Source organism: Aquirufa novilacunae (genome assembly GCF_045310505.1).
GTDB classification, from domain to species: Bacteria; Bacteroidota; Bacteroidia; order Cytophagales; family Spirosomataceae; genus Aquirufa; species Aquirufa novilacunae.
On the sequence record NZ_JBEWZG010000003.1, the window covers coordinates 175,444 to 202,232 of the forward strand.

Annotated in this window: 22 protein-coding genes; 15 read left to right on the plus strand and 7 right to left on the minus strand. The window is 42.6% G+C overall.

The features are described from left to right. Nucleotides 1-187: 187 nt before the first annotated feature. Together V7S74_RS08955 and V7S74_RS08960 are read right to left on the minus strand one after the other, a co-directional pair. Nucleotides 188-2,293: a TonB-dependent receptor domain-containing protein gene (locus V7S74_RS08955; RefSeq protein WP_406778416.1), complete on the minus strand. Its 2,106-nt coding sequence runs from the start codon at nt 2,291-2,293 to the stop codon at nt 188-190. Further along, nucleotides 2,286-2,882, minus strand: a complete 597-nt coding sequence (locus V7S74_RS08960) for a DUF4956 domain-containing protein (RefSeq protein WP_406778417.1) — start codon at nt 2,880-2,882, stop codon at nt 2,286-2,288. Before V7S74_RS08960 ends, V7S74_RS08955 begins: the two co-directional genes overlap by 8 nt. Before the next feature lie 153 nt (nt 2,883-3,035). Here V7S74_RS08960 and V7S74_RS08965 point away from each other — a divergent pair, with 153 nt between their 5' ends. The 7 genes from V7S74_RS08965 (at nt 3,036) to V7S74_RS08995 (ending at nt 12,990) form a co-directional block, all read left to right on the plus strand. Next, nucleotides 3,036-3,467, plus strand: coding sequence for a Rieske 2Fe-2S domain-containing protein (locus V7S74_RS08965; RefSeq protein WP_406778418.1), 432 nt, complete (start codon nt 3,036-3,038; stop codon nt 3,465-3,467). Continuing rightward, the gene (locus V7S74_RS08970) at nt 3,467-4,378 is read left to right on the plus strand and encodes a DUF5777 family beta-barrel protein (protein ID WP_406778419.1); all 912 of its coding nucleotides are present in this window, start codon (nt 3,467-3,469) and stop codon (nt 4,376-4,378) included. The genes V7S74_RS08965 and V7S74_RS08970 overlap by 1 nt, the downstream gene beginning before the upstream one ends. Beyond that, nucleotides 4,375-4,911 (plus strand): YceI family protein, encoded by a 537-nt coding sequence (locus tag V7S74_RS08975; RefSeq protein ID WP_406778420.1) that lies wholly within the window; start codon nt 4,375-4,377, stop codon nt 4,909-4,911. Before V7S74_RS08970 ends, V7S74_RS08975 begins: the two co-directional genes overlap by 4 nt. 65 nt (nt 4,912-4,976) lie before the next feature. Continuing rightward, nucleotides 4,977-5,624, plus strand: a complete 648-nt coding sequence (locus tag V7S74_RS08980) for a hypothetical protein (RefSeq protein WP_406778421.1) — start codon at nt 4,977-4,979, stop codon at nt 5,622-5,624. A gap of 31 nt (nt 5,625-5,655) precedes the next feature. Then, nucleotides 5,656-6,567: a bile acid:sodium symporter family protein gene (locus tag V7S74_RS08985; protein ID WP_406778422.1), complete on the plus strand. Its 912-nt coding sequence runs from the start codon at nt 5,656-5,658 to the stop codon at nt 6,565-6,567. Nucleotides 6,568-6,756: 189 nt separating this feature from the next. Then, nucleotides 6,757-12,105, plus strand: a complete 5,349-nt coding sequence (locus V7S74_RS08990; protein WP_406778423.1) for a putative Ig domain-containing protein — start codon at nt 6,757-6,759, stop codon at nt 12,103-12,105. Then, entirely contained in the window at nt 12,106-12,990 is an 885-nt protein-coding gene (locus tag V7S74_RS08995; RefSeq protein WP_406778424.1) for a PorP/SprF family type IX secretion system membrane protein, read from the plus strand. It abuts the gene before it with no gap. On the opposite strand, the gene V7S74_RS09000 is transcribed toward V7S74_RS08995, so the two are convergent. Next, nucleotides 12,987-13,259 carry a hypothetical protein gene (locus V7S74_RS09000; protein ID WP_406778425.1) on the minus strand — a complete coding sequence of 91 codons (273 nt, stop codon included), beginning with the start codon at nt 13,257-13,259 and terminating at the stop codon, nt 12,987-12,989. The two genes, V7S74_RS08995 and V7S74_RS09000, sit on opposite strands and share 4 nt — an antisense overlap. Before the next feature lie 85 nt (nt 13,260-13,344). Here V7S74_RS09000 and V7S74_RS09005 point away from each other — a divergent pair, with 85 nt between their 5' ends. From V7S74_RS09005 to V7S74_RS09015, 3 genes are all read left to right on the plus strand, one after another. After that, nucleotides 13,345-14,391: a helix-turn-helix transcriptional regulator gene (locus tag V7S74_RS09005; RefSeq protein ID WP_406778426.1), complete on the plus strand. Its 1,047-nt coding sequence runs from the start codon at nt 13,345-13,347 to the stop codon at nt 14,389-14,391. Nucleotides 14,392-14,575: 184 nt separating this feature from the next. Beyond that, complete coding sequence (locus V7S74_RS09010; RefSeq protein WP_406778427.1) at nt 14,576-15,970, plus strand: Gfo/Idh/MocA family oxidoreductase; 1,395 nt, start codon at nt 14,576-14,578, stop codon at nt 15,968-15,970. A 92-nt stretch (nt 15,971-16,062) separates the two neighbouring features. Continuing rightward, complete coding sequence (locus tag V7S74_RS09015) at nt 16,063-17,244, plus strand: helix-turn-helix domain-containing protein (protein ID WP_406778428.1); 1,182 nt, start codon at nt 16,063-16,065, stop codon at nt 17,242-17,244. Between the two features lie 21 nt (nt 17,245-17,265). Here the strand turns inward: V7S74_RS09015 and V7S74_RS09020 are convergent, their stop codons facing one another. After that, nucleotides 17,266-17,757: an ester cyclase gene (locus V7S74_RS09020; protein ID WP_406778429.1), complete on the minus strand. Its 492-nt coding sequence runs from the start codon at nt 17,755-17,757 to the stop codon at nt 17,266-17,268. 171 nt (nt 17,758-17,928) lie between these two features. Between V7S74_RS09020 and V7S74_RS09025 the strand changes: the two genes are divergently transcribed. Together V7S74_RS09025 and V7S74_RS09030 are read left to right on the plus strand one after the other, a co-directional pair. Beyond that, entirely contained in the window at nt 17,929-18,828 is a 900-nt protein-coding gene (locus V7S74_RS09025; protein ID WP_406778430.1) for a hypothetical protein, read from the plus strand. An 86-nt stretch (nt 18,829-18,914) separates the two neighbouring features. Beyond that, nucleotides 18,915-19,871: a Fic family protein gene (locus V7S74_RS09030; protein ID WP_406778431.1), complete on the plus strand. Its 957-nt coding sequence runs from the start codon at nt 18,915-18,917 to the stop codon at nt 19,869-19,871. Here the strand turns inward: V7S74_RS09030 and V7S74_RS09035 are convergent, their stop codons facing one another. Then, nucleotides 19,872-20,708: an AraC family transcriptional regulator gene (locus V7S74_RS09035; protein WP_406778432.1), complete on the minus strand. Its 837-nt coding sequence runs from the start codon at nt 20,706-20,708 to the stop codon at nt 19,872-19,874. A gap of 114 nt (nt 20,709-20,822) precedes the next feature. Here V7S74_RS09035 and V7S74_RS09040 point away from each other — a divergent pair, with 114 nt between their 5' ends. The 3 genes from V7S74_RS09040 (at nt 20,823) to V7S74_RS09050 (ending at nt 24,596) form a co-directional block, all read left to right on the plus strand. Further along, entirely contained in the window at nt 20,823-21,773 is a 951-nt protein-coding gene (locus tag V7S74_RS09040; protein WP_406778433.1) for a phytanoyl-CoA dioxygenase family protein, read from the plus strand. Between the two features lie 60 nt (nt 21,774-21,833). Next, nucleotides 21,834-24,212 (plus strand): zinc-dependent metalloprotease, encoded by a 2,379-nt coding sequence (locus V7S74_RS09045; protein WP_406778434.1) that lies wholly within the window; start codon nt 21,834-21,836, stop codon nt 24,210-24,212. An 87-nt stretch (nt 24,213-24,299) separates the two neighbouring features. Continuing rightward, nucleotides 24,300-24,596, plus strand: coding sequence for a hypothetical protein (locus V7S74_RS09050; RefSeq protein ID WP_406778435.1), 297 nt, complete (start codon nt 24,300-24,302; stop codon nt 24,594-24,596). Here the strand turns inward: V7S74_RS09050 and V7S74_RS09055 are convergent, their stop codons facing one another. Both V7S74_RS09055 and V7S74_RS09060 read right to left on the minus strand, forming a co-directional pair. After that, entirely contained in the window at nt 24,597-25,460 is an 864-nt protein-coding gene (locus V7S74_RS09055; protein ID WP_406778436.1) for an EamA family transporter, read from the minus strand. Beyond that, nucleotides 25,454-26,656, minus strand: coding sequence for a hypothetical protein (locus V7S74_RS09060; protein ID WP_406778437.1), 1,203 nt, complete (start codon nt 26,654-26,656; stop codon nt 25,454-25,456). Before V7S74_RS09060 ends, V7S74_RS09055 begins: the two co-directional genes overlap by 7 nt. Between the last annotated feature and the right edge of the window lie 133 nt (nt 26,657-26,789).

Sequence of the window (26,789 nt, forward strand, 5' to 3'; positions counted from 1 at the left end):
TTTTAAATGTAAATCTAAAATTGTGCTGCGCAATAATTTTGTGATTTACATTTAAAAAAACTCTCTAAGATTACTTCGAACATCTCTGCTCTATACTCTCTACTCCATACTCTTCTTTATGCTTTGTGCTTTATTCTTTATTCTTTATGCTTTGTGCTTTTAACGAAGAAGAAGTTGAATTAGATGATTAAAAATCATCTAATTCAACTTCTTCTTCGTTCACCCTCTTCCTCTCTCTCGCTTCTTTCATCTTCTTCGTCTCGAACTTGTAGCTAAAACCGAAGTAGAAAATACGGGTTTCCTTTTTGCGTTCAAGGTCACTGATGAGACCGAAGGGACGGGAATCGTAGATGGTTTTTTGCGTATTGAACACATCGTTCACACGGGCGTTCAGAGAGAGTCTGCCAAAATCCTTTTTCAATCCTAGATCAACCGTATAATAGGGTTCGATGATGCCTAGGGTGTTGATTTGGGCGGATTGAAAAATGCCAGAGATCTGAGCTGACCAGTTGTTTTTCCACTTGAATTGCTGGTTCAAACGGGAGTTCCAACTCCAGCGATTCAGAGAAACGATTGAATTGTTGATAAATCCTTCCAAATCGGATTGAAAAAGGGAAGTATTAAGCGTGACCTTGTAGGCTTTTGAGATAGAACAAGTGCTGAGGTTCTCGATGCCCCAAGCACGAGATTTGGCAATATTCTCATAACGAGTTAAGGTCGTGTCACCGGCTAAAAAAGTGCGAACCCTTCCTACTAAACCACTAATGTCACGATAAAATACCGTGTTCGAAATGGAGAGGGATGCATAATCCTTTGTATGCGTGAGTTCGTACAAAAAGGCCTTCTCTGGCTTCAATTCAGGGTTTCCTGAATTCAAATTCAGCGGATCGGCGAAAGAAATAAAAGGATTCAAGGACTTATAACTTGGTCGAGTGATGCGACTAGAAAGAGCAAAAGACAGATTTGATGATTTTGAGAGCGGGTGAACAAGCGAGAAAGAAGGAAACAGATTCAGGTATTGTTGCTGAATATCGCCAGCGATTTCGGTGGCCTCTGCCCGAAGACCTGCATTTAAAGTCGCATATTTATTTTCATAAACGTAGGACACATAAGCGGCTTGAATGTGCTCTCGATAAACGAGACCATTCGAACGCTTCGCATCGCGCAGGTATATTCCCTCTTTTTGCTTTTCGTATAGAAAGTCATTTTCAAAGAAACGGGAATTGAATTTAAATCCATACTCTAAGAGGCCTCGCTTCGCAAAGGACTTCGTCCAATCTCCTTGTAACAACAGAGTTGAATTTGCGCTACTGGCAGAAGAGCGCTCATTACGAACCGGAATGTTCGGATTAGGGGTCTCAAAATCGCCAAAATAATACTGCTGAAAGAACGAATTCGCGTCAGAGCCTTGGTTTTGGATCCATAAAAAGTCAATTTTCCCATTCGCACTAGGACTATAAGACAGATTCAAATCGAAGCCTAAGTCCCGGCCTTTTTTATCCGCATCCCGCGCATACAATCGATCCGCGGCGTAATCAAATTCGCTCGTGTTATAGCGAATTTCCGAATTATGATCAGAGGAATGTCGACCGATAAACGATATTCCGAAAGAGCGATCTTTGCTCAAATTATAGATTGAATTTAAGCGAATGGATTGATTATAATCCCGATTCACTTCATCCGTGGTCTGCGAGATTAGCGCAGCGCCGAAGGCACTGGAATTTTCTCGGTAGAGGTATTGGTAATTGTTGCGGATGTTTTGACGGAGATTCACATCCACTAAATGCGTCCATCGCTTAAACCCTTTTGCATACGTTGCAGAAAAGGCATATTTATCGTTCGTGCCCACATTCGAATTGATACGAAGCGATTCCGTTTTCGTTCCCTTTTTCAAAATGATATTCAAAATGCCGGCACTTCCTTCGGCTGAATATTTCGCCCCAGGATTCGAAATGATTTCGATGCGATCGATTTGATCAGCGGGATAGAGACTGAGGGCATTTGCGCGAGAAGAACTAGAAATCCCGGCGGGTTTACCATCAAAATAAATGGTCAAATTTTGGTTACCCCGGTAGTTCACATTTCCATCGCTGGTCACATAAATGGAGGGGATATTACTCAGCACATCGAAAAGATTACCTCCTACATTCGTCAAATTAGCCCCAACTTGGTAGACTTTTTTCGTCGGGTCACTCGTCAATTCAGAACGAATTCCTTCCACCCGAACCTCTTGTAAGGTGTCTTTTTGGGCGAAAACATACAGGGGAAATAAGATAAAAAGAAACTTATGCATCTAGGTCGAGCGGAGCTGACTCGTTTTCTTTGGAAAAATAATACACCTTTAATTGTGCAATTCCCCGCTGATAATCCACTTTCACTACTTGCACTTTATGAATGGGATAGCCTGTACGATCCGCTAAATCTTTCAATAGTTCTGCACGCTCAGCGGGTTTAATTAATCCCAGGTTATCATAGTTTAGTGTTTGGTAATTCTCATGCGTCAATGACAAGGTGCGACCTAATAAAAACGTCATCGCCACTAGGACCGAATTCGCCACTAAAAGCATCTCTAAATTCACTAAAGAGGCTAAGGAATTGATAATTCCAAGAGTAACCACTAAGAAAAAGTAGCCCATTTCACCGATCGGAACGGTGACCGTCCGGTAGCGAAACATGGAAAACAAGGCAAATAAACCAAAGGCAAATCCAAACTTCAAATCTGCCTCCGCGAGCAAATAACACAGCACAAATAAGATCGTGTTAAACAAGAAAAATGTAAATACGAAGTCGTTATTGCGGTATTTCGGATAGTAAATAAAACGCACCACAATAAAGGTAAAGAGTAAATTAAGTGCGTACCGAAGTAGGAAATTTTCTAGCATTTGTTCTGAATTATCTTCAAATATAACCATTTACCTTCATCTCCCCTATCTGCCCGTTCATCATTTTCATTGCATCGTTCATCGATAGATGATAATAATCATTTACTTAGCGCGTTTAAAATCTTAAATTGCTAACATTAAACCCTCTATCAAATGGAAAATAAAATCAAACGCCACGAGTTTTTAAAGTCCATGGGCTTGAAAGGAGCCGCTCTTCTAGCCGTTTATTGCGGTGCCTCCAGTTTAAGTTCCTGCAAAAACGAATCAGTTTCTCCGGCCTCCAGCGTCGATTTTACCTTAGATTTAAGCACTGCCACTTACTCAAAATTGAATACGACCGGAAATTATGTGATTGCGAATGGAATCGTCATCGCCCGTGTTTCGGCCACCGCATTCGCGGCTGTTACCCAAGTTTGCTCACATGAGAACAAGGCCAATGTCATTTACAGTGGTGGAGGATTTTATTGCACCCAGCACGGCGCTACTTTTTCAATTACCGGTGCAGGCACAAATGCAAACGGTAGCCGAGGAATCCAAGCTTATAAAACCACATTAACAGGCACTAGCCTAAGAATTTACGCCTAATGAAAAAGCTACTATTCTTTCTTTTCATCAGTTCGCCCCTTTTCGCTCAGGATGACTTATTAGCCATGCTGGAGAAAGAGGATGCAAAAAAGACGACCTACACGCAGGCAACTTTTAAAGGGACCCGTTTGATTAATGGGCAAACAGTGGAAACTCTGGCGAAGCAGCATTTGAACTTCTGGATTTCCCACCGTTTCGGCTCCGTAAATTCAGGATTTATTGACAATTTTTTCGGTTTAGATGAGGCCAAAATCCGTCTAGGGGTTGAATATTCCTTAACTGATCGAATTCTACTTGGGGCTGGTCGTTCGACTATCGAGAAGACCTATGACCTGTATGGAAAATACAAAGTGCTCGCTCAATCGAATAAAATGCCGGTGACTGCAACGCTTTACGGAGGAATGGCCACGAACACCATGCCTACCGGCTATACGACATCGATCGGCAATGTGATGCGCTACGAGAATAACCTACAGAGACAATCCTATTTTGGGCAAGTTCTTATCGCTAGAAAGTTCTCTGATAAATTATCGCTACAAATCATGCCTACGGTGCTCCATAAAAATAAATCGGAGTCTATTTATTTAGATAATAACCTGCTTTCGATGGGAGTAGGTGGTCGTTATAAGTTGACGAACCGCTTCAGTATTTCTGCTGAATATTATAAGAATATCGTGGATAAAGAAGATTACGAAGAAGGCGCAGGTACAGCTTATCCCTACCAGGATTCCTTTTCAGTGGGGGTGGATATCGAAACGGGCGGACACGTCTTTCAGTTTCACATGACCAACTCGCGCGGCATGACCGAAAAACATTTTATAGGCCAAACCACAGGAACCTGGGGTGCCGGCGACATCTTTTATGGCTTTAACATCGCCCGAACTTTCAGTTTAGAACCTAAGAAAAAATGAAAAAATTACTTCTTTTAGCCCTACTATTCATTGGATTCCAATCCAAGGCACAATTATATATTACTACTAATGGCGAAGTATCCTTCTTTTCCAAGACTCCCATGGAGGATATCGATGCCGTAAACAAATCCGTGAGCAGCATCATCAACACGGCAACGAACGAAGTGGCAGTCCAAATGCGTATTACGAATTTCGTTTTCCCGAATAAATTAATGCAGGAGCATTTCAATGAGAATTATTTGGAAAGCGAAAAATTCCCTTCTGCTACTTTCAAAGGTAAAATCAAGGAAGATGTCGATTTAACGAAGGCGGGCACTTATCCCATTTCTGCTTCCGGTTCTGCGACTATTCATGGTGTGACACGTCCTATCGAATTAAAAGGGACTATTGTTTCGACTGGTTCTACGCTTGCTTTAACTTGTCAGTTCGAAGTGCGCTTAGTCGACTACAAAGTGGATATTCCCAAAATCGTTTTCGCCAAAATCGCGGAGGTAGTGAAGGTGTCTAGTAAGATGAACTACACGAAAAAATGAGAATCCTAAGCTCTATTTTCGGAGTATTTCTCTTGATATCGTGCTTGAACGATAAAAATACCCCTTTGGCCAATCAACCAGTCATTGTGGATACAACCACTATCCCCATCATTCCCTCAACACCCGCCGTTAATTGCAGCCCAGACACCATCTATTTTCAACAATCCGTGTTACCATTAATTACCTCAAATTGTGCCATGAGCGGCTGTCATGATGCAATTAGTCATAGAGACGGAGTGATTTTGACGGATTATACAAACATACGAAGAGAAGCAAATCCTGCATCCCCCACTTCTAGCGATCTGTACAAATGCTTGAACGAAACTGGAGAAGATCGAATGCCTCCTGCCCCAGCTGCAGCCTTCAATCCAACACAAAAAGTCCTAGTTTTAAAATGGATTCAACAAGGAGCAAAGAACAATTCTTGTTCAAATACGGCTAATTGCGATACCGTTAATGTCACGTACAGTGCGTCTGTTGCACCAGTTCTTAAAACCTATTGCGTGGGTTGCCATAGTGCAGCAAGTCCTTCAGCAGGTATTGATCTTTCGACTTATGCTGTCGTGAAAGTGCAGGCGGCTAATGGACGATTAGTAGGTTCCATTACACACGCAGTTGGATACAAACCCATGCCTTCCGCTACTTCAAAGTTAGGAAGCTGTGAAATAAATCAAATCCAAGCTTGGGTCACAAAGGGAATGCTGAATAATTAATTTTTCTTAAATTGACAGCAAAAACCAAAAAATGAAAGGACTAAGATTCTCCTTTAGTATCATTGTTGCTGTCCTGGTTACATTGATTTTTCCGGATCCCTTTTTGGGAATTGGTGACTTTAAATCCAAAGCATTGATCATCCCCCTATTGCAGGTCATCATGTTCGGGATGGGCTCTACGATGAAAATTAGCGATTTCGCAGAAGTGCTTCGTTCTCCTAAAGCGGTAATTTTAGGGGTCTTCTTTCAATTTACCATCATGCCATTCGTGGGCTGGGGGCTGACAAAGTTGTTTAATTTTCCATCAGAAATTGCAGCTGGTATCATTTTAGTAGGTTGCATGCCCTGTGGATTAGCCTCTAATGTGATGTCTTATCTGGCCAAAGCCAATGTAGCTTTATCCCTCACGCTAACCTCCATAGCTACGTTTATTGCTCCCTTGTTAACGCCACTGCTAATGAAAAATTTGGCAGGGCAATTAATTGAAATTGATTTGATGGCAATGGTTTGGGAAATAAGTAAACTCATCATAATTCCCATCTGCATCGGAGTTTTGTACAATCGACTCATTGGAGCACGATTCCAATGGTTTGAAAATGCATTGCCCACTATTTCAATGTGGAGTGTAGGCGCGATCGTCGTGATCATTACGGCAAACGGCAGAGATGCCCTATTAGCGGTGGGCCCCCTACTCGTGATCGCTTGCTTATTGCATAATGTCATTGGTTTTATTTTAGGTTATTGGGGCGGACGGGTAAGTGGTTTGCCAGAGCAAGATTGTCGGACGATCGCCATAGAAGTAGGTCTCCAAAACGCGGGTCTAGCCTCTGGCCTCGCCATGGCGATGGGCAAAGTAGGGACGCTAGGTTTGCCGGCTGCGATTTTTGGGCCTATTATGAATATTAATGGTTCAGCGCTGGCGAATTATTGGAAGGGGAAATAAATTAATAACCATTTATTTTCCCTAATTTTAAAGGATATCTGTTCTTCATCATACATGAGAAAATTATTTCTCTTTTTATTCCTGTGCGTCCAATTTATAACCCGAGCTCAATCCGTGAGTCCGGCGCCTATGATATCAGGGAGCACAACCACATCCGGCTGGTTTAAGTTAGGAGAAGATCTGAAAAATATGAGGTCAAACTTTGGAACCTCTAGTCAAATTTCTTCCTCCACGAACGGAAATTATTATTACAAAATAAAAGTAAAGGGCACTTTCGGGACAAATATAGCCTCTACAGCTCTCTACATGGATGCCGCTTATTATAATTCCAATATTACAAATCCCATTGGAACTGATTCACCTGTCCTGAATTCAACATGTACGGAGGCGACCTGGAAATTAAACGGATCATGTCCTCCTTTACCTAACTTTCCCGTAGGCTATTCATCTGATCATATTTACGAATACTACATAGGTACCTGGGCGGGTGGTTCAAAATATAATTTCACAGATGGAGATACGAATAATAATGGTACCCTAACCTTTGAATTATGGGAAAATAAAGGTTCAGAAGCCATTTGCCAAGGAAGTTCAACTACTTTAACTTCCAATCTAAGCGGGAATATCACTTGGTATAAAGACAATGTACTTCTTGGATCGACAGGTCAAACAATTACTGTTTCTGAAGCTGGCATATATACAGCCAAATCAACAGTGGGAGGCATTACTAGTTCTGCTAGTAATCCGATTACCATCGTTGTAAACCCTTTACCTACCATAACGCTAGGTGCAGTTCCAGCCATTACATCGAATGATAGATCATTCGCTATTCCCTACACATCAACTACGAACGATCCATCTCAATTTTCTGCGAATGCCATCAATATGACTGGATTTACTCCTATTTCAAATGCGGCAATGGGCGGTTCATCGTTAACAGTTAATATCCCGTTTGGGCAAATAGGTAGCTATAATTTTAGCGTCAATGTCAAAAACACAACCACAGGCTGTGTCTCCAATAATTACACAGCCACCGTTCAGATAAATCTAGCTGCTCCCGCTTTTCTTAGCTATAATACACCTAACAAACTCATTGTCAATCAACAAAATCTGGTTCCGATTGCAAGTTCAATTGGTTATTTTGAGACCTTCAGTATAATTAGTGGAACCCTGCCTCCGGGAATGTCAATCGATCCTTATACAGGGGATATATTAGGAATTCCTACCGCCTTAAATTCAAATCCAGTAACCGTTGTTGTCGAAGGAAGAAATAGTCAGGGTGCGACGACCGCTACTGTCGTATTTACGGTAGTTATCCCTCCGCCTTCGGGTTTAAGTTTCCAAACCTCTAGCTATACTTTTACGCAGTATACCCCCATTACGCCATTTCGGCCTACTGTTTCAGGTAATGGGGTGACTTTCAGCATGGCTCCCGGATCTACTTTACCCAGTGGTTTAAGCCTTGATGCTTCTACGGGGGAAATCTCAGGAACGCCACAAGTGCCTAGTCCGACGACAAGGTATACAATTAGGGCATCTAACTCGACAAGTTTTACGGATTCAAATATTGATATCGCGGTAATTATTGCTCGACCTAATTTTACTTACTCTGTTCCGAACCGTTTTTACACAGGAGCACCCATAACACCCATATTACCTGTCAGAGAACCTACAGGAGGTGTTGTAACAACCTATACCCCTATCACTGCGTTGCCAGGTGGACTTAGTGTAGATCCTAATACCGGGGCCATTTCAGGTACACCTACTCAGACTACTGGCTTTAATTCTTATGTCATCAAAGGTTCAAATGCGAATGGCGATTTCACTCAAACCATTTCATTTGATGTGGTTATTCCTCCGCCTACCAATTTAACGTACCCCAACCCGATTACCCTGTATCTAAATACGCCATTCACGCCTATTCCTCCTACCACCATAACGGGAACAGTTTCAAGTTATACCATTAGTCCAACTTTGCCAGGGGCACTTGTTTTTGACGGAACGACTGGCGAAATAAAGGGATTCCCATCGGTATTAAGTCCACCTGTTATTTATACGATAACGGCAGCTAACAGTACAGCTTCCATTATTTACACGACGAGCATTCGAGTTGTTATTCCTCCTCCAAGTGGCTTTAGTTATTCATCTCCGCACGAATTCACGCAAGGAGTTCCTATAACCGGAATAACGCCGAGTATCACGGGTACAGAAATCACATTTACTGCGGCTAGTTTACCTGCGGGGCTGAATATAAACCCCACTACAGGGGAAATTACTGGAACTCCTACGCAAGCTAGCCCTAATACGGTCTACATCATTCGAGCGAGCAACTCCACAGATTTTGTCACTGCTCCCATCACCATTGGCGTCAAAATTGCGGCACCAAGTAACTTGAGCTATGCAAGTCCCTTACTTTTTGAAGAACGAGTTCCTATCTCCTCTATTGATCCGAGTGTAACTGGAATTACAGATCTTTTCGAAATTTTCCCCACACTCCCTGCTGGATTAAACTTTAATCCAAATTCGGGTCAAATTACCGGGACTCCTACTTTAGCGAATCCAAGTACAAATTATACCATCACAGTACGAAATACTACGGGATTCACGACGGCCACCACAAACATCACTGTCCTCATCGCCCGCCCGCAAATCACTTATACAACGCCGAATGTGTTTTATGAGACGGTAGCCATCACGCCTTTAAGTCCAAACAAATACGGGACCGTGGTGAATACGTATAGCATTAGTCCAGGATTACCCAATGGTCTGAATTTCGATACAAGCACGGGAATTATCTCCGGCGCAGCCGCGGTTCAATCGCCTCGAACGACCTACACCGTTACAGCGACAAACTCGACGAATTCGAGTTCGACTACGTTGGACATCACAGTGACCATTCCGCCGCCTACGAATTTAAGGTATATTAATCCGCCTACTTATTTTACTGGTACGGCGATAAGCACGTTGACACCCACGGTGACGGGTTTTGTGGCGTCTTATTCGATTGACAAAGCATTGCCTGCTGGGCTTAATTTTAATACAAGCACGGGAGAGATTTCAGGGACTCCTACCCAGGCGATACCGAGAACGATTTTTACCATTACGGCTACTAATGTGGCGGGTTCAAGTTCGTATGCGCTGCCTATTACCGTCTTAATTCCGGCTCCTTCCGGATTGTCTTATGCGACTCCTCAGGTGTACGAAGAGGGCATTGATATCACACCGCTCGATCCGAATGTGACGGGTGCGGTCGCATCTTATTCGGTTAGTCCAAGCTTGCCGGCGGGATTGATTTTGGATACATCGACGGGGAGAATTTTTGGAACTCCTACTTTAGCTAAACCTACTGCCACCTATGTGGTGACGGCGACGAACAGTACGGGATCGACCTCTACGAATGTAGTGATTACGGTTTTGATTGCAAGACCGCGAAATTTAGTGTATCCGACGCCTAAAGTTCTATACCAAAACTTCCTCATTCCTGACATCGCTCCATCCGTTTCAGGGACAGTCGCGACTTACTCCATCGACCGCACGCTTCCGGCGGGTCTAAATTTCAGTTCTGCCACCGGTATTATCAGCGGCACTCCTACGGCCTTGAGTTCGATGACAACTTATGTCATAACTGCTAGAAATAGTACGGGATCTACCACGGCAAGTATTGATATTTCTGTGGTGATCGCGCCACCGTCTAATTTGGCATACTTCAGCCCGTCCCGTCTTATTCAAGATAGTACGCTGGCTCCGATCAGACCTACTTATAGTGGTTTGGCGACAGCGTTCACCATCGACAAAGCACTACCACTCGGACTAACCTTTAATACGGCAACAGGAGAAATCACGGGCAAACCGAGTGTTTTCACCGGCGTAATTCGTTATGTGGTAACGGCGTCTAACTCGACAGGATCTACGTCTGCACCTTTGGACCTAGAAGTCCTGGTTGCTCCTCCGAAAAACTTAAAATACAATACCCCGGTTATTTACGAGGAAGAAATCACGATTAATCCTTTAAATCCGAGTGTACTTGGGAAAGTAGATACATACACGATTGACAAAATATTACCAGACGGGTTACGACTTGATCCTTTAACTGGGATCATTTCCGGGACGCCGACAAAGGCCATTCCACTAACCGAATATTGGGTAACGGCAACGAATACGACTGGTTCCGCTAGAGCTCGTCTTGTCATCACGGTATTAATTGCGAGACCACGCATTAGCTATCCGGAACCCGTTTTAGGTGCTCAAATTAATCCGGTATACACGGGAGTGGATCTGTTTATTGCGGGCGTCCCGAATCCTCCACTTGTACCTTCCACGAAAGGTATTATCTCGAGCATTCGAATCAATAAACCGCTGCCGGCGGGACTAAATTTTGATCCATTGACGGGTATCATTTCAGGAACACCTACGGCTTTATCACCTCCGACGACCTATGTGGTAACCATTACGAATAGCACAGCTTCGACAACCGATACGATCCGAATCGCGACCGTTATTCCGAGACCGAGCAGTTTGAGCTATTTGACGCCGCAGACCTACATCGAAAAAATCAAAATTGATTCCCTGAATCCGCGCGTCCAAGGCACCCCTTCTTTGTATACGGTGGATAAACCTTTACCGGCTGGATTACGTATGAATCCGAGTACGGGATCCATAACAGGGACTCCGACGAAAGCACAAGATTTTGTTGACTACACGATAACGGCTAGCAATTCTACTGGATATGATAGCTTCATCGTCACCATTAAGGTACTGATTGCCTTCCCTGAGATCAAATATCCGATTCCGGGTGTGTTTAGGCAAGGGGTGCCTGTTAGCTTTAAACCTGAGCTTGTAGGTATTGCCGATAGTTTTAAAATTGATTCGCTTTTACCGGCTGGATTAAATTTTGACCCTAAAACAGGTTTAATATCTGGTACACCTACCTGGCCGGCGAAACCGCGTACGTATGTGGTGACTGCGACGAATACAACCGGGCCTGGTATCGATAGTACGACGATTACGGTGCTGGAAGATGTCAATTATGATACGGACAAAGATGGCTATACTGATATCGTGGAGATAGGCGGGGATCGCGATAATCCGGTGGATACGGATAAGGATGGTTTGCCAGACTATAATGACCTAGATTCCGATGGGGATGAGATCAAAGATGAGTGGGAGAATGATTTGAACTATGGAGGTTTGCCTGATTGCGATCATGATGGAGTTGATAACCGAATTGATCCGGATGCCTGTGACCCCGTGGCCTTCCAAGGAATTTCACCAAATGGGGATGGAAAAAATGATTATTTAGTCATTCCAGGGGTGATGCGGACGACGCCGAATACCTTGACCGTATTCAATCGTGGGGGCGACATCGTTTACGAAGTGAAGGATTATGCGAATAATTGGGGTGGAGAGACGAACCGTGGAAATCCACTTTTGGCGGGCGATGGGCTCTTACCGGATGGCGTGTATTTCTATATTTTAGATTATAATGGCGTGAGACCTCGAGTTTCTACTTATATTTACATCAATCGATTAAAGAAATAAATGAGATTACGTTTTCTATTAGTGGGATGTTTGCTTCTTTTAACTGGCCAAATCAAGGCCCAGACTGACCCCGTATTCTCCTTATTTCGATTATATCCACAAGTCATTAATCCGACTTTCGTGGGCGCTAGCGATAAAAATGAAATCCTCCTAGTTAACCGTAATCAATGGACTTCCATGCCGGGCACTCCGGTGACTACTGCCTTGATGGGGAATTTCAATTGGGGGGAAAAGATGGGCGTGGGTTTCACCGCATTTTTAGATCAATTAGGACCAGTAAAAGCGACCTCCGTGAATAGTGATTTTGCTTATCACTCGTTGATCAATGATAAATGGGCTTTGTCTGGGGGTATTCGAGTGGGTGTGACGAATTTAGCTTTGGACTTTGCGGGCTTGAGTTTATTAGACCAAACAGATGAGCTGTTTACCCAAAACTATTCTACCGGATTGCAGATCAATTCAGGCTGGGGAATTCGCTTAGCGAAGGAAGATAAGTTCTATGTGAGTATTTCGCAACCACGTATGTTGTGGAATGATTTTGGCCTACAAACGGGTAAATACAAAGACGCATCCTTCTATTATGGGATGATCGGGAAGAAGCAGGTGCTAAATCAAGCAGTGAGTATTCATACGAATGCGATCGTACGTGCGGCGGCTGACTTGCCATTAAGTTATGACATCAACCTTACCGGATCCTTTTATGAATTACTCGACCTAGGTGTAGGCTATCGCAATGAAAATGCCATCGGTGTCAATCTAGGGGTGCAATTTAGCCCTACCGTTTACCTAGGCTATCAATACGAAATGCCGACGAATACGATTTCCAAAATCACGAATCAGACGCACGAATTCGTTTTGAGATTCCAATTCGAGCGTTCTAACTAACGCTGCTCCAATTCAGAGAACAAATTCAATCCGGCCCCACCTACGAGGTACAAACCTTCCGCTAATACCGCCTGGGTATAAAAACCATCCGCATCTGAAGTACCAAAGAATTGAAAATCTGCCGCAATCAGTGCCAGACAAATGATAAAATTCACTAAGACAAAAAGAGCAATCGCTAGCTGATTACCAGGTACTTTGAAAGCTTTCACATAGCCTTCTGTCGCGTAAAAAAAGAAAGGAAGAACAAGTAAAGTTTTGAAATTTTTCATGTCGTTATCGTTTTTGTTTACCCAAAATTGCACTAGTAGTCCGCCAAAAGTTGGCGAACTACTGAAAATCTACTAGATTCGCCTCATGAATACGACAGATCGACTAAAAGAACTTAATAACCTCTTTCTGCGAAAGACCTTTGCGTTACGCGCAGCCACGGTGAGTGACTATTTTTCGGAACACTTTGATCAAGTCAGCTATAGCGAACGCAGCTTCAGCCGTGACATCAAGGCCTTGAAAGAGCATCTTGCCGAACGCTACCCTAGTTTAGAGGAAACGGAGGGCGATTTAATTCGCTACTCCAAGTCCGAGAATCGATTCTATTATATCCGAGATGACATTAGTGCCTTTCCTTCTTTTTCGGAAAAGGAATTAGACCAAATCGCCTCCATCATCGACTTTAATAAACACTTGTTTACGGGTGGAAATGGAAACGGGATCGTGAATAAGCTGAGAGCCATTTCGTTAGAAAATAACCTGATGCGCCACGAAGAACTGGCGAATTGGCCGGCGATTGAACTGATAAATGAAGGAGATCGGTCTGGTTCGGAACACGTCAAATTTCTCGTGGACGCAATCGCAGGAAAGAAGCCCATCGAAATAACGCACAAAGGATTGACCACGACCTCTTCCGCTAAAAAAATTACTGCCTTACCCCTACTGATCAAAGAATACAATAATGGCTGGTACACGGGCTGGTATTTGTTGTTCCAGGAAATAACAGAATCCAACACAAAAATAGCCTTAGATCAACTTCGCGTATTTGCCCTGGACCGAATTGAACAGGTTCGAATCAGCTCTGAACGTGTTAACCTACGCATTCACCCGGAATTTCAACCCGCTGATTTTTTCAAACAAAGTCTCGGACTTTTTAGAGGGACTCAGGCGGCTGAAAAGATTCTTATTCAGGTCAGAGCAGATTCTTGGATCCTATCCTATCTCCCTAAATACCCGATTCATCCTTCCCAAAAACAAAAGGACACTTTTATATTCGAACTAACCCTTGAAATAAATCAGGATGTGGAGCACTTCCTATTTCGCTATGCCACTGAAATACAGGTGATTGAGCCCGCGGAACTACGTGAAAAGATGCGTGTAAATTTAGCGTTAGCGGCATCGCTTTATCAGTAAACTGATAATGTGAGAGGCCGGTGTTTGATAACCGAGAAATAGACCTACCTTCGCTTATTACAAATTCTATTAGTGGTTTGGTGTGCATCAAGATGAAAGAACTTTTCTTTCATCTTTTTTTTGTGCCTCTATAAGAGTAGTTCAACTAAGTCTTTGGCTTTTAAATGCAAACCTATCTTACAACATGAATCAACTACACAATTCGCGCCGCGATTTCTTGAAGAATGCCGGCCTATTAGGAGCTGCTGCTGCATTCCCTAACATCTTGTCTAATTTTGGAGGCGAAAAAGTTAATCTAGCTTGCATCGGAATCGGAAATCAGGGCGGATTAGATGTCATGTCCTTATACAATACGGGACTTGCGAACATTGTTGCTTTATGTGATGTGGATATGGGCGCACCTCAAACACTCAAGGTATTAGAGAAATTCCCTGATGTGCCTCGCTTCCAAGATTTCCGTCAAATGTTTGACAAAATGGGATCGAAGATCGAAGCCGTTTCAATTGGTGTTCCGGATCACTCTCACTTCCCTATTACGATGATGGCCTTAGGTTTAGGCAAGCACGTTTTCGTAGAGAAGCCGATGGCACGTACCTTTAATGAAATCGAATTAATGATGGCGGCGGCGCGCAAGCACCCGAAAGTGGTTACTCAAATGGGTAACCAAGGCCACTCAGAAGGAAATTACTTCCAATTTAAAGCTTGGAAAGAGGCTGGAATCATCAAAGATGTGACGTCGATGACGGCTCACATGAATTCCCCTCGTCGCTGGCACAATTGGGATCCTAAAATCACGAAATTCCCTGAGGCAGAATCGATTCCATCTACCTTAGATTGGGATATTTGGCAAGGGGTGGTTCAGCCACATGACTACCAAAAAGACTTTGTCAATGGACAATGGCGTTGCTGGTTTGACTACGGTTTAGGTGCCTTAGGCGACTGGGGTGCTCATATCATGGATACGGCACACGAGTTTTTGGAACTAGGCTTACCTACAGAAATCAATATGTTAAGAGCGGATGGACACAATAATTTCTTCTATCCGATGTCGTCTACGATTCAATTCAAGTTCCCAGAGCGCAAGAATATGCCAGCGATGGACATCACCTGGTATGACGGAGTGAACAACATCCCTCCAGTACCTTCGAACTATGGAACAAACGAATTAGATCCGAACATTCCACCAGCTGGAAACGGAAAGATTCAACCAGCGAAATTAAACCCTGGTAAAATCATCTATAGCAAGGATTTAACCTTCAAAGGAGGATCACACGGAAGTACGCTGTCGATTTTAGGTGATGCAGCAAAAGATTTGAAATTACCAGAGGTACAAGCAAGTCCTTCGAACCACTACGCGAACTTCTTGAAGGCGTGTTTGGGACAAGAGAAGACGCGTTCGCCGTTTGAAATCGCTGGACCATTAAGCCAAGTATTCTCCTTAGGTGTGATGGCTCAAAAATTAAATACCAAATTACAGTTCGATCGCAAGACGAAACAAATCACGAACAACACATTAGCTAATTCGTTGTTAGTAGGAGCGCCGCCAAGAAAAGGATGGGAGCAATACTATAAAATCTAGCTTATCTGCAGCCACTGGTATTCTTTAGTAGTGGCTGCTTATTTGTAGTCATTTTAATTTTTGCCTATCTTGTGACTGATTAAATTCATGTTTTGGCAATACTAGCACCACTATTCGGTATATTTACCTCCTTTATTCTTTTGTACTATTTAAGTTCATTAAATAGATCTAATACGTTTTTAGCCTTATTTTTCTTGTGTTGCAATTCGGTTTTGATGGTCTATTTTGGCCTACATTACAGCAAAATCGAGTTCTGGGAAGGCATCTGTTTTGTGCATTTTTTACCCCTCTCCTTTTTACTCGGACCGGCCTTGTTTTTTTACGTAAAACACACGGTATCAGAGGACAAGCGATTGTATCGCTATGATTTGCTTCATTTAATTCCCGCCGTTTTTACTTTTTTTGCGACCTTACCTTTCACGACATTGCCCTTAGCCACTAAAACAGCAATGGCACATGAAATCGTGAACATTACGGAGGACTATAATTTAAACTTCCAATGGGTCACTTTTGAGCAGATTTTGTACGGCCGCTCCATTCATTTGATTCTCTACTGCATCAGCGCTGTCGTTTATTTCCTATGGAATAAGCGCCACTTAATGCAGAAATATGGTGCTTTACCTTCGAATCACCGCTTGATTCAGAAATGGATTTTCTCTCTTGTCATTTTGCAATTAGTTATCGCAGGAAATAGTTTAGGCCATATGCTCACTATTTACGCGCATAACTATGCCATTTTAGGCATTCCTTCGAACATCATCTTCAGTGAAGCGCGTTTCTTTGGAATTTGTGGTGGAGGATTTTTTGTCCAAAACTTCATCTTATTTCTCTTTCCCAAAATCCTCTACGGAAATGTTTCCTACGAAGTGGAACTTGCCCCTGCGACGATTTTGCAAGAGATCAAATCAAGTTTACCTAAAAAAGAGCCAGCTTCGCGAGAATTCGATCAAGATTTACAGCACTATTTGAGCACGCACCCTTTCGTGAAGAATGATTTTTCTCTGTCCCAAATGTCTTTTGATCTTAAAATTCCAGAAAGATTCTTGTCTAGTTATTTCAACAAGGAATTAAAGAAGACTTTTGGAGAATGGAAAAATGACTTACGCATTGAGTATGCTTGTCAATTAATTGAGGAGGGAAATGCGAAGCGCCTCACTATTGAGGCCATTTCCACCGACGCAGGCTTCGTTTCACGTTCGAAATTCATCGATGCCTTTAAGGCCAGGAAAGGAGTAACTCCCTCTGCCTATATTAAAGAGAAGGCGGAAGCTTAAGCCTCCACCTCCATTTTGTTTTTATTTAGCCGTCGGAAGCAGACCTAATTGAGTCATTAATACCATGTTGTCCATGAAATCTTGCTCCTCCGTGATTTTGCCATCCTTCATTTTGGCAATCGTACAACCGATGACATCTACGGATTTACCAGTCGCAGGAATGCCAAAGAAATTACCTGTATGCTTTCCTTTGAACTGCCAATACTTGACTAATTTGTCGCCATCTGCAAACATCTCTTTTACAATAAATTGACGCTCCGTAAAACCAGTTACAAAGTTCTCATAATAAGCCTTGCAATTCGCTTTGCCCTTTACTTCTGGAACGGTATGCAATACGGCATCTTCCGTGTAAGCTGAATCCAAAATATTCGTGCGACCTTCATTGATAGCCACCTCCCAAACACGTGAGTAATAAGCCACGTTTTCAGCTCCAACTTTTGCTTTTTGATCTGCTTCTGATGTGCAAGAGAATAATCCTGCCGCTACACAGATCGATAAAATGATTTTTTTCATTATTGTTTGTTTTTTAGTTTACCAAACCTAACTCATCTCTTCATTTTAATCATTTTTACATCGAACGAATCTGTTCCCTTTTGCGCATTTGGGAACAAATTCAAGTCACAACTACTTTCAAAGCCCCCCGATTAACTCGTACTTGCTGACCAAATCAAAAAATTAATTCTAATGAAAAAATTTGTTCTAGTAGGTGCCATCGTCGCATCTGTATTCAGTGCATCTGCACAACAAACTGCGGGTAAAATATTCTCTGGCAAAGATGCGGGAAAGGGTTTCCAATTAGGTTCTGAGAAAAGTAGCCAAGTAATTTTAGACATGGTGAAAGCGTATAACTCAAATGATTCTGAAAAAGACCTAGCTCTATACTCTCCAGAAATGCAAAAGAAAACAGGTGACTTCAATAAGAAATGGCATGCTTACATGAAGAAATTAAATAACGTTCCCTATGCCATCTTACCTATCAAAGTAGCAGGTTCAACGGACGAAATTGTCATGTTACAATCTACAGAGGAACGCGAGGCTATTGATGGATCGAAGCAAAAAATGAATTTGTTCGAATTATTTAAAGTAGACCAGTCTGGGAAAATTTCTGACTTCAACCAATTTTCATCTATCCCAAAATCAAACGAGTTTGGAAAAACGGAAGGTGGTAGATTCTACTCAAAAGGAGAAACAAACGGCAGAGCATTCCAATTCTCTAACCGTGGCGAAGTGGAAGCGATTGAGAAGTTCAACAAGGCATATAATGCATTAGATATTGAAACTGTCCTTTCTTTCTTCGCTGATAAAGTCAAAATAACAGACTTTGATGGCAACAAAATGGTGATCGAGAAGAAAGATCTTCGTCAAATGATGAATGACTTCAAATCAGTTGAGTGGAAAATTTCAGGAATTATTCCAATCAAAATCGCATATACAGATCCAGTTTCAGGTGTAATCGTAACTTCTACGGAGAAGCGTGTTGCGAAGGATGGTAGCGTTTGGAACAAGTCATTAATTGAAATGTTTCAATTTGACTTAAATGGAAAAATCTCTGGATTAGATCAATTCTCTCAGGGGATTAAATAAATTTCTTTAAGGAATTTTAAAGAGGGCCGAAGAACGTTGTTCTTCGGCCTTTTATTTTACCTTTGATAGTATCATATGATACTATCATGAAGCCGCCCTATACTATTTCCCCTTCTATTCTGAATTTAGTGGCGTCGATCTCTTTAAAGATTGGAGAAGCCTCCGCGCACTATTTGGACAAAAAATCACCTCAACTGAGGAAGGCGAATCGAATTAAGACGATTCAGGCGACTCTAGGCATCGAAGGAAATACGTTGAGTGAGTCACAGGTGCAGGCTATCGACGAGGGAAAGCTCTTACTCGGTTTTGAAAGAGACAAAAAAGAAGTCCAAAACGCCATAGCCTTATATGCTCGCTGGGATGAATTCGATCCCTCAAAAAGAGCTTCCTTTCTGAATGCACATCTCCTTTTAATGCAAGGATTAGTAAGAAATCCAGGGGAATACCGAAATAGGTCCGTTGGAATCACGAAAGGAAAAACGCTCACTCATATCGCACCGCCGGCAGAACGTGTATCCTACCTAATGGATGATTTATTTGATTATGTGGCCAGGGACCCAGATCTGCTCCTTATTAAAAGCTGTATTTTTCACTACGAATTAGAATTCATACACCCATTTTTGGATGGAAATGGTCGAATGGGGCGCTTTTGGCAATCGCTACTTTTATCAAAATCACATCCGATTTTTGAATTCCTACCCTTCGAAACGATTATCGCTGCCTCACAATCAGCGTACTATCAAGCACTGGCTAAAAGCGACGCATGCGGGCAATCGACGCCATTCATTGAATATATGTTAGGTGTATTAGACCAATCATTAGCGAATTTATTAAACACCACGAATGTCGTTTTATCCGAAACTGAACGAATCGAATACTTCATTTTCATCGGTATGAAGGATTTCTCTAGAAAAGACTACCAACGCGTTTTTAAAAACTTGTCCACTGCTACGGCCAGCAGAGACTTAAAAAAAGGAGTCGAGTTGGTGTTATTTTCCACTTATGGAGAACGCAATGCAACGAGATATCGTGTTTTAGTGTAATCATCTCCTCTTAAATTCTGAAGGTGACACCCCTGCAAACTTTTTAAAGATGCGGTTAAAATAGGACAGCGATTCAAAACCACATTCGAAGCAGGTCTCGGTCACATTCTTATCTTGGATGAGCAGTTTTTTTGCGTATTGCACACGGTATTGGTTCACAAAATCCGTGTAGGTTAATTTCGTTGCCTTCTTGAAATAGCGACAAAAGGCAGGCAAAGTCAAGTTTACTTCCTCTGCTATTTGTTGGGTATCAATGGGCTTTTGGAAATTCATCTCGACAAATTGATGAATGCGGTGCATCCTTTCTTGTTGTTTTAAGATGGTTTGACTTGAGATGGGGCGAACCTCGAGGTCTTCGAATTCGTCGGATACGGCCAAAAACTGAAAGATGCTCATCAACTCCATAAATTGATGGAAACGATCCATGTACTGTAATTTCTTCAACCGAATCCCGGCTATTCGTTTCGTTTCACCTGTAAACGCAATGCCCGTTTTCGCTCTTTCCATTAAATCCACTACCTTTTGAAGCTCTGGAATACGAGCTAAACCCGCTTCAAAATAGGTCTCTGGAAATTGAATCACCACCGTCTCCACGGTGGCTTTGACCCCATAATCAAAATTCAAATGGGGAATATAGGAGCCGATTAAGGCCAAATCACAGCCCTCATAGGTGGAAATATGATCACCAATATGCCTGATCCCCTTTTCTGCCTCCACATATACTAATTCGATTTCTGGATGAAAATGCCAATAGAAAACTTCGTTCAATTTAGGGGTCAAAAGAAACCTAAATGAACTGTCATTATCCGGGTGAATTTGCTCTAGATTCAATTTCATTTGCCTAAAATAGCTAAATGTGGAAATAATTTATCAATGCAGTACAAATAATTATCAATAGAGCAGAAAAAAAGAGGCTCAGGTCGCTATACCTTTGGCATAAAATAAGAACCTATGAAAACAGACATCCCTAATAACGCCCACTACGACATTCCGGGTAATCCATCGACAGCAAAAAGCAGTGCTTTAAAATTAAATGATCGTTCAAACGGACAGCCTTTACGGGTTTTAAGTGAGGAGGATTGGGCCTTTTGGAAGCATAATGGTTACGTAGTGATTAAGCAAGCGGTAGCGCGTGAGCAAGCTTTAAAAACGGCGGCCTTCTTGTATGAATTCGAAGAGAAAGATCCGAATGACCCTAGCACTTGGTACACTGCTCCACGTGCAGAAATGAAGATGAAGGAACTGGCAAACACGGGGATGGTAGAATGTTATAATAGCCAATTTCAGTGGGACAATCGCTCGACGCAAAGAGTTTATGATGCGTTTGTGGATATTTGGGGGACGGAGAAATTATGGGTGACGATCGATCGTGCAAACTTGAACTTCCCTATTCGTCCCGGCCACGAATACAAGGCCTTTATCCACTGGGATTACGATCCGGAGACGAAGCCCGTGAATGTGCAAGGGGTTTTGGCTTTAGCCGATCAATTGGATGAAAACATGGGAGGCTTCCAATGTATCCCCGAGTTATTCCGCGACTACGATACCTGGAAATTAACGCAACCAGAAGACCGCAACCGTTTCCTCCCAGACACGACTGGTTTCACCCCTACTAAAGTAACACTAGAGGCCGGCGACTTATTGATATTTAATAGTCTGCAGCCTCATGGTATTCGCGCAAACAATAGCGACCAAGTGCGTTGTGCACAATATATTTCGATGATGCCGGCGGAGGAAGATAATACGGAACTACGCGAATGGCGGGTTAATTCTTGGCGCGATCGCATCGCTCCAGAGGGCTACGCCTTCCCAGGTGATCCGCGCAAATGGGAACAAACGAAATATGAAACAGCTGAGCTCAATGAGCTAGGGAAAAAAATACTGGGATTAGATCGCTGGTAAATTAGAAAGCTCGGAGAAATTCGAGCTTTTTCTTTATCAGCTAAATTCCTAAATTGGGTTATGAAAAAACTGCTCCTACTTTTCGTCCTTTTTAGCCTTAGCGCTTCCGCACAAATAGCGGATAAAATCAAATCCATGAAAGCCCATACCGGCTATTTCAACTTCTATTACGACGAGTCGAATGACAAAATCTACTTGGAGGTAAAAAAGCTAAACGAGGAATTTATGTATGTGTATTCCTTAGCTCAAGGCGTGGGAAATAATGATTTAGGGCTGGATAGAGGTCAATTAGGCAATGAGCAGGTCGTTTTCTTTGAGAAACAAGGAAACAAATTATTCTTAGTTCAACCGAACACCCAATACCGGGCGAACACCACCAATCCTCTCGAGAAATTATCGGTGCAGCAGGCCTTCGCAAAATCAGTTTTATTCGGTTTCAAAATTGAAGGCACTTCAGAGGGGGCTTATATTATCGATATTACTGATTTCTTGATGCAAGACGCACATGGCGTTTTGAAGCGCTTAAATCAGGCAAAACAAGGAATCTATAGTTTAGATAAGTCCAAAAGCTCACTAGCATTAGAGCGCACAAAATCCTTCCCGCAAAACACCGAATTCGAAGCCCGCTTGACCTTTGCTGGCAATGGAAATGGAGCAGAAATTCGTTCCGTCGCCCCTAACGCGGATTATGTGAGCGTGGTAGAGCACCATTCCTTTATTCAATTACCAGACAATAACTACCAGCCGCGTGTATTCGACCCGCGTTCCGGAGCAAATGCGATTTCGTTTCAAGATTACTCTTCTCCTGTGAATGAAGTAGTATTGAAGCAGTGGATTACGCGTCATCATTTGGAGAAAAAAGATCCCAAAGCAGCCGTGAGCGAGGCGGTTAAACCAATCGTTTATTATTTAGATAATGGCACACCGGAACCCGTACGTTCTGCCTTAATGGAGGGTGGTCGCTGGTGGAATCAGGCTTTCGAGGCCATTGGTTATAAGGATGCTTTCCAGGTTAAATTATTACCTGAGGATGCGGATCCGATGGATGTCCGATATCATGTTATTCAGTGGGTGCACCGTTCTACGCGAGGCTGGAGCTATGGAGCGAGTATAACGGATCCTCGTACCGGGGAAATTATGAAAGGGCACGTGAGTCTAGGTAGTCTTCGGATTCGTCAGGATTTCATGATCGCGCAAGCGTTAATGAACGCTCCATTTGCGACCGATGGTTCTGCGAATGGACCGATGATGGAGATGTCTTTGGCTCGCATCAGACAACTCGCCGCACATGAGATAGGCCATACCTTGGGTTTTGCCCATAACTATGCGGCCAGTGCTCGGGAGAATAGCAGTGTAATGGATTATCCGCATCCACAAATCGATTTTAAGGGAGACCAGATGGATTTCAGCCACGCTTATGATACGAAAATAGGCGACTGGGATAAGGTGTCTGTAGATTATGCGTATGGGGATCACAAAACCACAGCTGAATTAAATCAGGTGATTGATAATGCCTATGCCAAAGGACTTCGCTTCATCACCGACTCCGATGCACGTAACCCGGGTGGGGCGCATATCTATGCCCACCTTTGGGACAATGGAAAAACCATCGTAGACGAATTAGACCACATTTTAGCCGTTCGCCAAAAAGCCATCGCGAACTTTTCTGTGAAAAACATTCGCCCGAACGAGACCTATTCACACTTAGAAGACGTCTTTGTTCCCTTGTATTTCTTGCACCGCTACCAAACAGAGGCAACGACTAAGATCATTGGAGGCTACGAATACAATTACGCGGTCAGAGGTGGCAAAGAACTCGTGCTAGAAAATGCTTCGGTAGCCTTACAACAAAAAGCCTTGAAATCGGTGGCAGCGACATTAGACGCTAGAACATTAGCCATTCCGAAGGATAAATTAGCTTTATTCCCACCTCGCGCTTTCAACAATGACCGCACAAGGGAATCCTTTAAAGGGAAAACAGGAATCACATTCGATCCTTTCGGCGCCGTCGAATCAGCGGCTGATTACACCTTAGACTTTCTATTACACCCTGATCGTCTTTCTCGGTTAGCTGGTAATAAAGCAGTAAACGCGCAGCAATTAGGGGTTTCAGAGACCTTGAATACCTTATTGAAGGCCACACTTTTTACGTCTCACACTGACGCCTATCTACAGGCTACACAAGAGACGATTAATTTCAAGGTGGTTTCTTCCTTATTGAATGTATTGAATGCGCCATCCATTTCTCCATTAGCGGCGGCAGAGGTCGCTTCCTCTGTGAAAGGCATTCGGGAATTTTACAGCAAAAAGACCGGGTCTTTTGCTGGGTATTTAGTTCAAACCATTGATCAATTCAAGGCAAATCCAGCGGATTGGAAACCGATGCAAACACCGGTGATTCCGGATGGTGCGCCTATTGGTATGGATTGCTTTGAGTAAATGGACACGTTTGAACTTATTTGAACCTATTTGGCCAAAGCATGTATCAAGCGGTTAGACTAGCTTTGAATCATAGAAACGAAAACTATGAATTCAAAGCAATTTGTCTGCAAAAGTCCTTGGTATATCCTATTAGCTGGAAAAGAAGGACGCGAGGTATTGATTCACGACGGGATGATCGAGGTGTACTCTTTGCGCCTGTTCCGATTTAAAAAACTCGTCCACACATTTCCTGTCAACGATGTGGTACAGATACGGACCATTGAAAATCTAGTACTAGCCGATACGTTCATCGCTCTAACGAAAAATCGCTTTTGCTCTTTGCGTCACCTTCGCCCGCGGGAGGCCTTTGGAATGAAGAGTTATTTAGCGATGCTACTCTAATTAGACGACTAAATAAATAGATAGAATTAAAAAACCTACCCCCACTATTTGAAGATAGGTAAGCTTTTCGCGGTAGAGTAGATGGCTAAAAAACAAGGTCAAAACCAGTTGTGATTTACCAATGAAAATGATTTGGGTGACCGATGCAGACTGGTAGGAAATGTGCAAAAAAATAGATCCTAAAATGATGCACAGAGCTAGTACTTGAATGGGGCGCTGGGGAATTGCCTGCCAGCTGTGCTTTTGGGAAACTAATAATACCCCTACAAAAAGTGTTACGCTTACTTCGAGCAAGAACGTGAAGGGTAAAACGCCCAGCCAATGAATGGGGAATCTAAACAAAGAATAGGAAACTCCCCAGAAAAAAGAGGCTAAAATACTCCCACCTAAAGCCTTCCAAAAAGAGGAAATCGACGCAAATTGCCACTGACTTCTAAAGATAAATAAGAGGCCCACTAACACACAAAAAATCGCAGTTGTCTGATTCATTCCCCAGGAATCCCCGAAAAATAGCACCGCCGTTAACAAGCCAAATACATTGATCGAAGAGATGGGAGCTACTAGTGAAACAGCTTCTGTTTTCAGCGTACGAACGAAAAAAAATAATCCAAAAGCACTAAAAACGCAGAGTCCAAAACTCAGACCGAGCTGCTCTGCCGAAAAATCAGGAAGGGCACCTAGCCAAGGCTCGAAAATCCCCCACCGCAAATCGAGCAAATAACAGAGGCCAAAAAACGAAGTCGTATAAAGCCCTCGCATAAAAATGACTTGCAAAAAAGGAGTGTTTTGTATGGCCTTCTTCCAATACGCGTTACTGAATCCGAAGAAAACAGAGCTTAAAACGATGTAAAGTAGACCTAGCATGTTGCTTCCACAAATGCGAGCTGACGATCAACCCAGGCTTTATCACAACTGTAAATGTAGCGTAGATTCAGGTTACCCTTTAACTGTCTTGCCAGTCCTACATCGCCTTTTTGGATACAATATCGTGCCTTCAACAAATACATTTTATTCAAATTATGCTTCTCAGGGAAGGAAAAATTAATGAGCAAATCGTCCACTACAAAGGTCTCAAGGTAATCAAAACTTAACAGCTCCTGATGATAGACCTCTAATAAACGATAGAAAAAGACCAAAAAGGATAGCTTGTCAGTAAATTCATGGAGACCTGTATAAAAATCTTCACATGTTTGCCGATTGCCATGTAAGATATAATCCCAGGCGGCAATACGACCCCTTAGATTCGGATGCATGTGCTCCTTGAAGGCCTGCTTTGCGATGAATAAATGCTTTTTAGCGGTTTCAATCTCTTTATTTTCAAAAGCCAGTTGACACAGCATGCTATTTTTAAACACCACCATATCCTCCACTAAATCCTCTGAGGTTGCACGCAGCCACCTGCCGTAATAGCCCTGAAGACATTCCTCCTCTACAAACAACTGCAATAAAATCCGCTGAGCAAGTTCATTTGTCCTCAACAATTCCTCCACATAAGCAATGACACGTTCATTGTTTTGGCAACTTTGGACATAGATGGACTGAAAAGAAACGTATAAACGCCAAGTGACGTCTTGATTTTTCGTGTCAAATTTCAGCTCAAAAATCTGTGTCAATAAATCGAAATTTTCCACCTCTAGGCAGAGATCAATGATCGATTTAAATTGATATACCTCATCCCAATTCTTCATCTGAAATTGTTGCGCAATTCCGAGGATAATGGCATCGTCTTTTCGCTTTTTCAGGCGATTTAAAATCAACATCTCGTTAAAGAAATCCTTTTCGAATTGATTAACCGCTTGTTGAAAAGCAGCAAAATCGGCATAGCCTAGGCCTTTACATAAACTGTCCAAGGTAAAGCGGGAGGCTTGTGTGGGTCCTTTTATAACGCCAAAAAGCCGCCGAATCGTATTATATGAAATGGAAATACGTGCTCTGGAGAGTAATTCGTCGCTTAGTTTTTGGCAGGAGTAAGCATCCAAAATCTGAATCCCGTAAACTTCCTGAATAATTTTAATCAACCACTTTTTTTCGTGGGAGCTAAGGGGAATAGATGCTGGCATAAATTAGAACAATAACCGCTCAATATACGATTAAATTTAAAAGAGGAACCTTTAGAGAATTCCTTTGTTCAAAAATCTTGCCTATTTTTTACCATTTGGACACATTTGGACATTTTGCTAACGTTGAAATTGT

Bases quoted from the DNA above. Each gene is read 5' to 3' on its own strand.
- V7S74_RS08955 (WP_406778416.1), bottom strand. From the start codon at position 2,293: ATGCATAAGTTTCTTTTTATCTTATTTCCCCTGTATGTTTTCGCCCAA.
- V7S74_RS08960 (WP_406778417.1), bottom strand. From the start codon at position 2,882: ATGCTAGAAAATTTCCTACTTCGGTACGCACTTAATTTACTCTTTACC.
- V7S74_RS08965 (WP_406778418.1), top strand. From the start codon at position 3,036: ATGGAAAATAAAATCAAACGCCACGAGTTTTTAAAGTCCATGGGCTTG.
- V7S74_RS08970 (WP_406778419.1), top strand. From the start codon at position 3,467: ATGAAAAAGCTACTATTCTTTCTTTTCATCAGTTCGCCCCTTTTCGCT.
- V7S74_RS08975 (WP_406778420.1), top strand. From the start codon at position 4,375: ATGAAAAAATTACTTCTTTTAGCCCTACTATTCATTGGATTCCAATCC.
- V7S74_RS08985 (WP_406778422.1), top strand. From the start codon at position 5,656: ATGAAAGGACTAAGATTCTCCTTTAGTATCATTGTTGCTGTCCTGGTT.
- V7S74_RS08990 (WP_406778423.1), top strand. From the start codon at position 6,757: ATGAGGTCAAACTTTGGAACCTCTAGTCAAATTTCTTCCTCCACGAAC.
- V7S74_RS08995 (WP_406778424.1), top strand. From the start codon at position 12,106: ATGAGATTACGTTTTCTATTAGTGGGATGTTTGCTTCTTTTAACTGGC.
- V7S74_RS09000 (WP_406778425.1), bottom strand. From the start codon at position 13,259: ATGAAAAATTTCAAAACTTTACTTGTTCTTCCTTTCTTTTTTTACGCG.
- V7S74_RS09005 (WP_406778426.1), top strand. From the start codon at position 13,345: ATGAATACGACAGATCGACTAAAAGAACTTAATAACCTCTTTCTGCGA.
- V7S74_RS09010 (WP_406778427.1), top strand. From the start codon at position 14,576: ATGAATCAACTACACAATTCGCGCCGCGATTTCTTGAAGAATGCCGGC.
- V7S74_RS09020 (WP_406778429.1), bottom strand. From the start codon at position 17,757: ATGAAAAAAATCATTTTATCGATCTGTGTAGCGGCAGGATTATTCTCT.
- V7S74_RS09025 (WP_406778430.1), top strand. From the start codon at position 17,929: ATGAAAAAATTTGTTCTAGTAGGTGCCATCGTCGCATCTGTATTCAGT.
- V7S74_RS09030 (WP_406778431.1), top strand. From the start codon at position 18,915: ATGAAGCCGCCCTATACTATTTCCCCTTCTATTCTGAATTTAGTGGCG.
- V7S74_RS09035 (WP_406778432.1), bottom strand. From the start codon at position 20,708: ATGAAATTGAATCTAGAGCAAATTCACCCGGATAATGACAGTTCATTT.
- V7S74_RS09040 (WP_406778433.1), top strand. From the start codon at position 20,823: ATGAAAACAGACATCCCTAATAACGCCCACTACGACATTCCGGGTAAT.
- V7S74_RS09045 (WP_406778434.1), top strand. From the start codon at position 21,834: ATGAAAAAACTGCTCCTACTTTTCGTCCTTTTTAGCCTTAGCGCTTCC.
- V7S74_RS09050 (WP_406778435.1), top strand. From the start codon at position 24,300: ATGAATTCAAAGCAATTTGTCTGCAAAAGTCCTTGGTATATCCTATTA.
- V7S74_RS09055 (WP_406778436.1), bottom strand. From the start codon at position 25,460: ATGCTAGGTCTACTTTACATCGTTTTAAGCTCTGTTTTCTTCGGATTC.
- V7S74_RS09060 (WP_406778437.1), bottom strand. From the start codon at position 26,656: ATGCCAGCATCTATTCCCCTTAGCTCCCACGAAAAAAAGTGGTTGATT.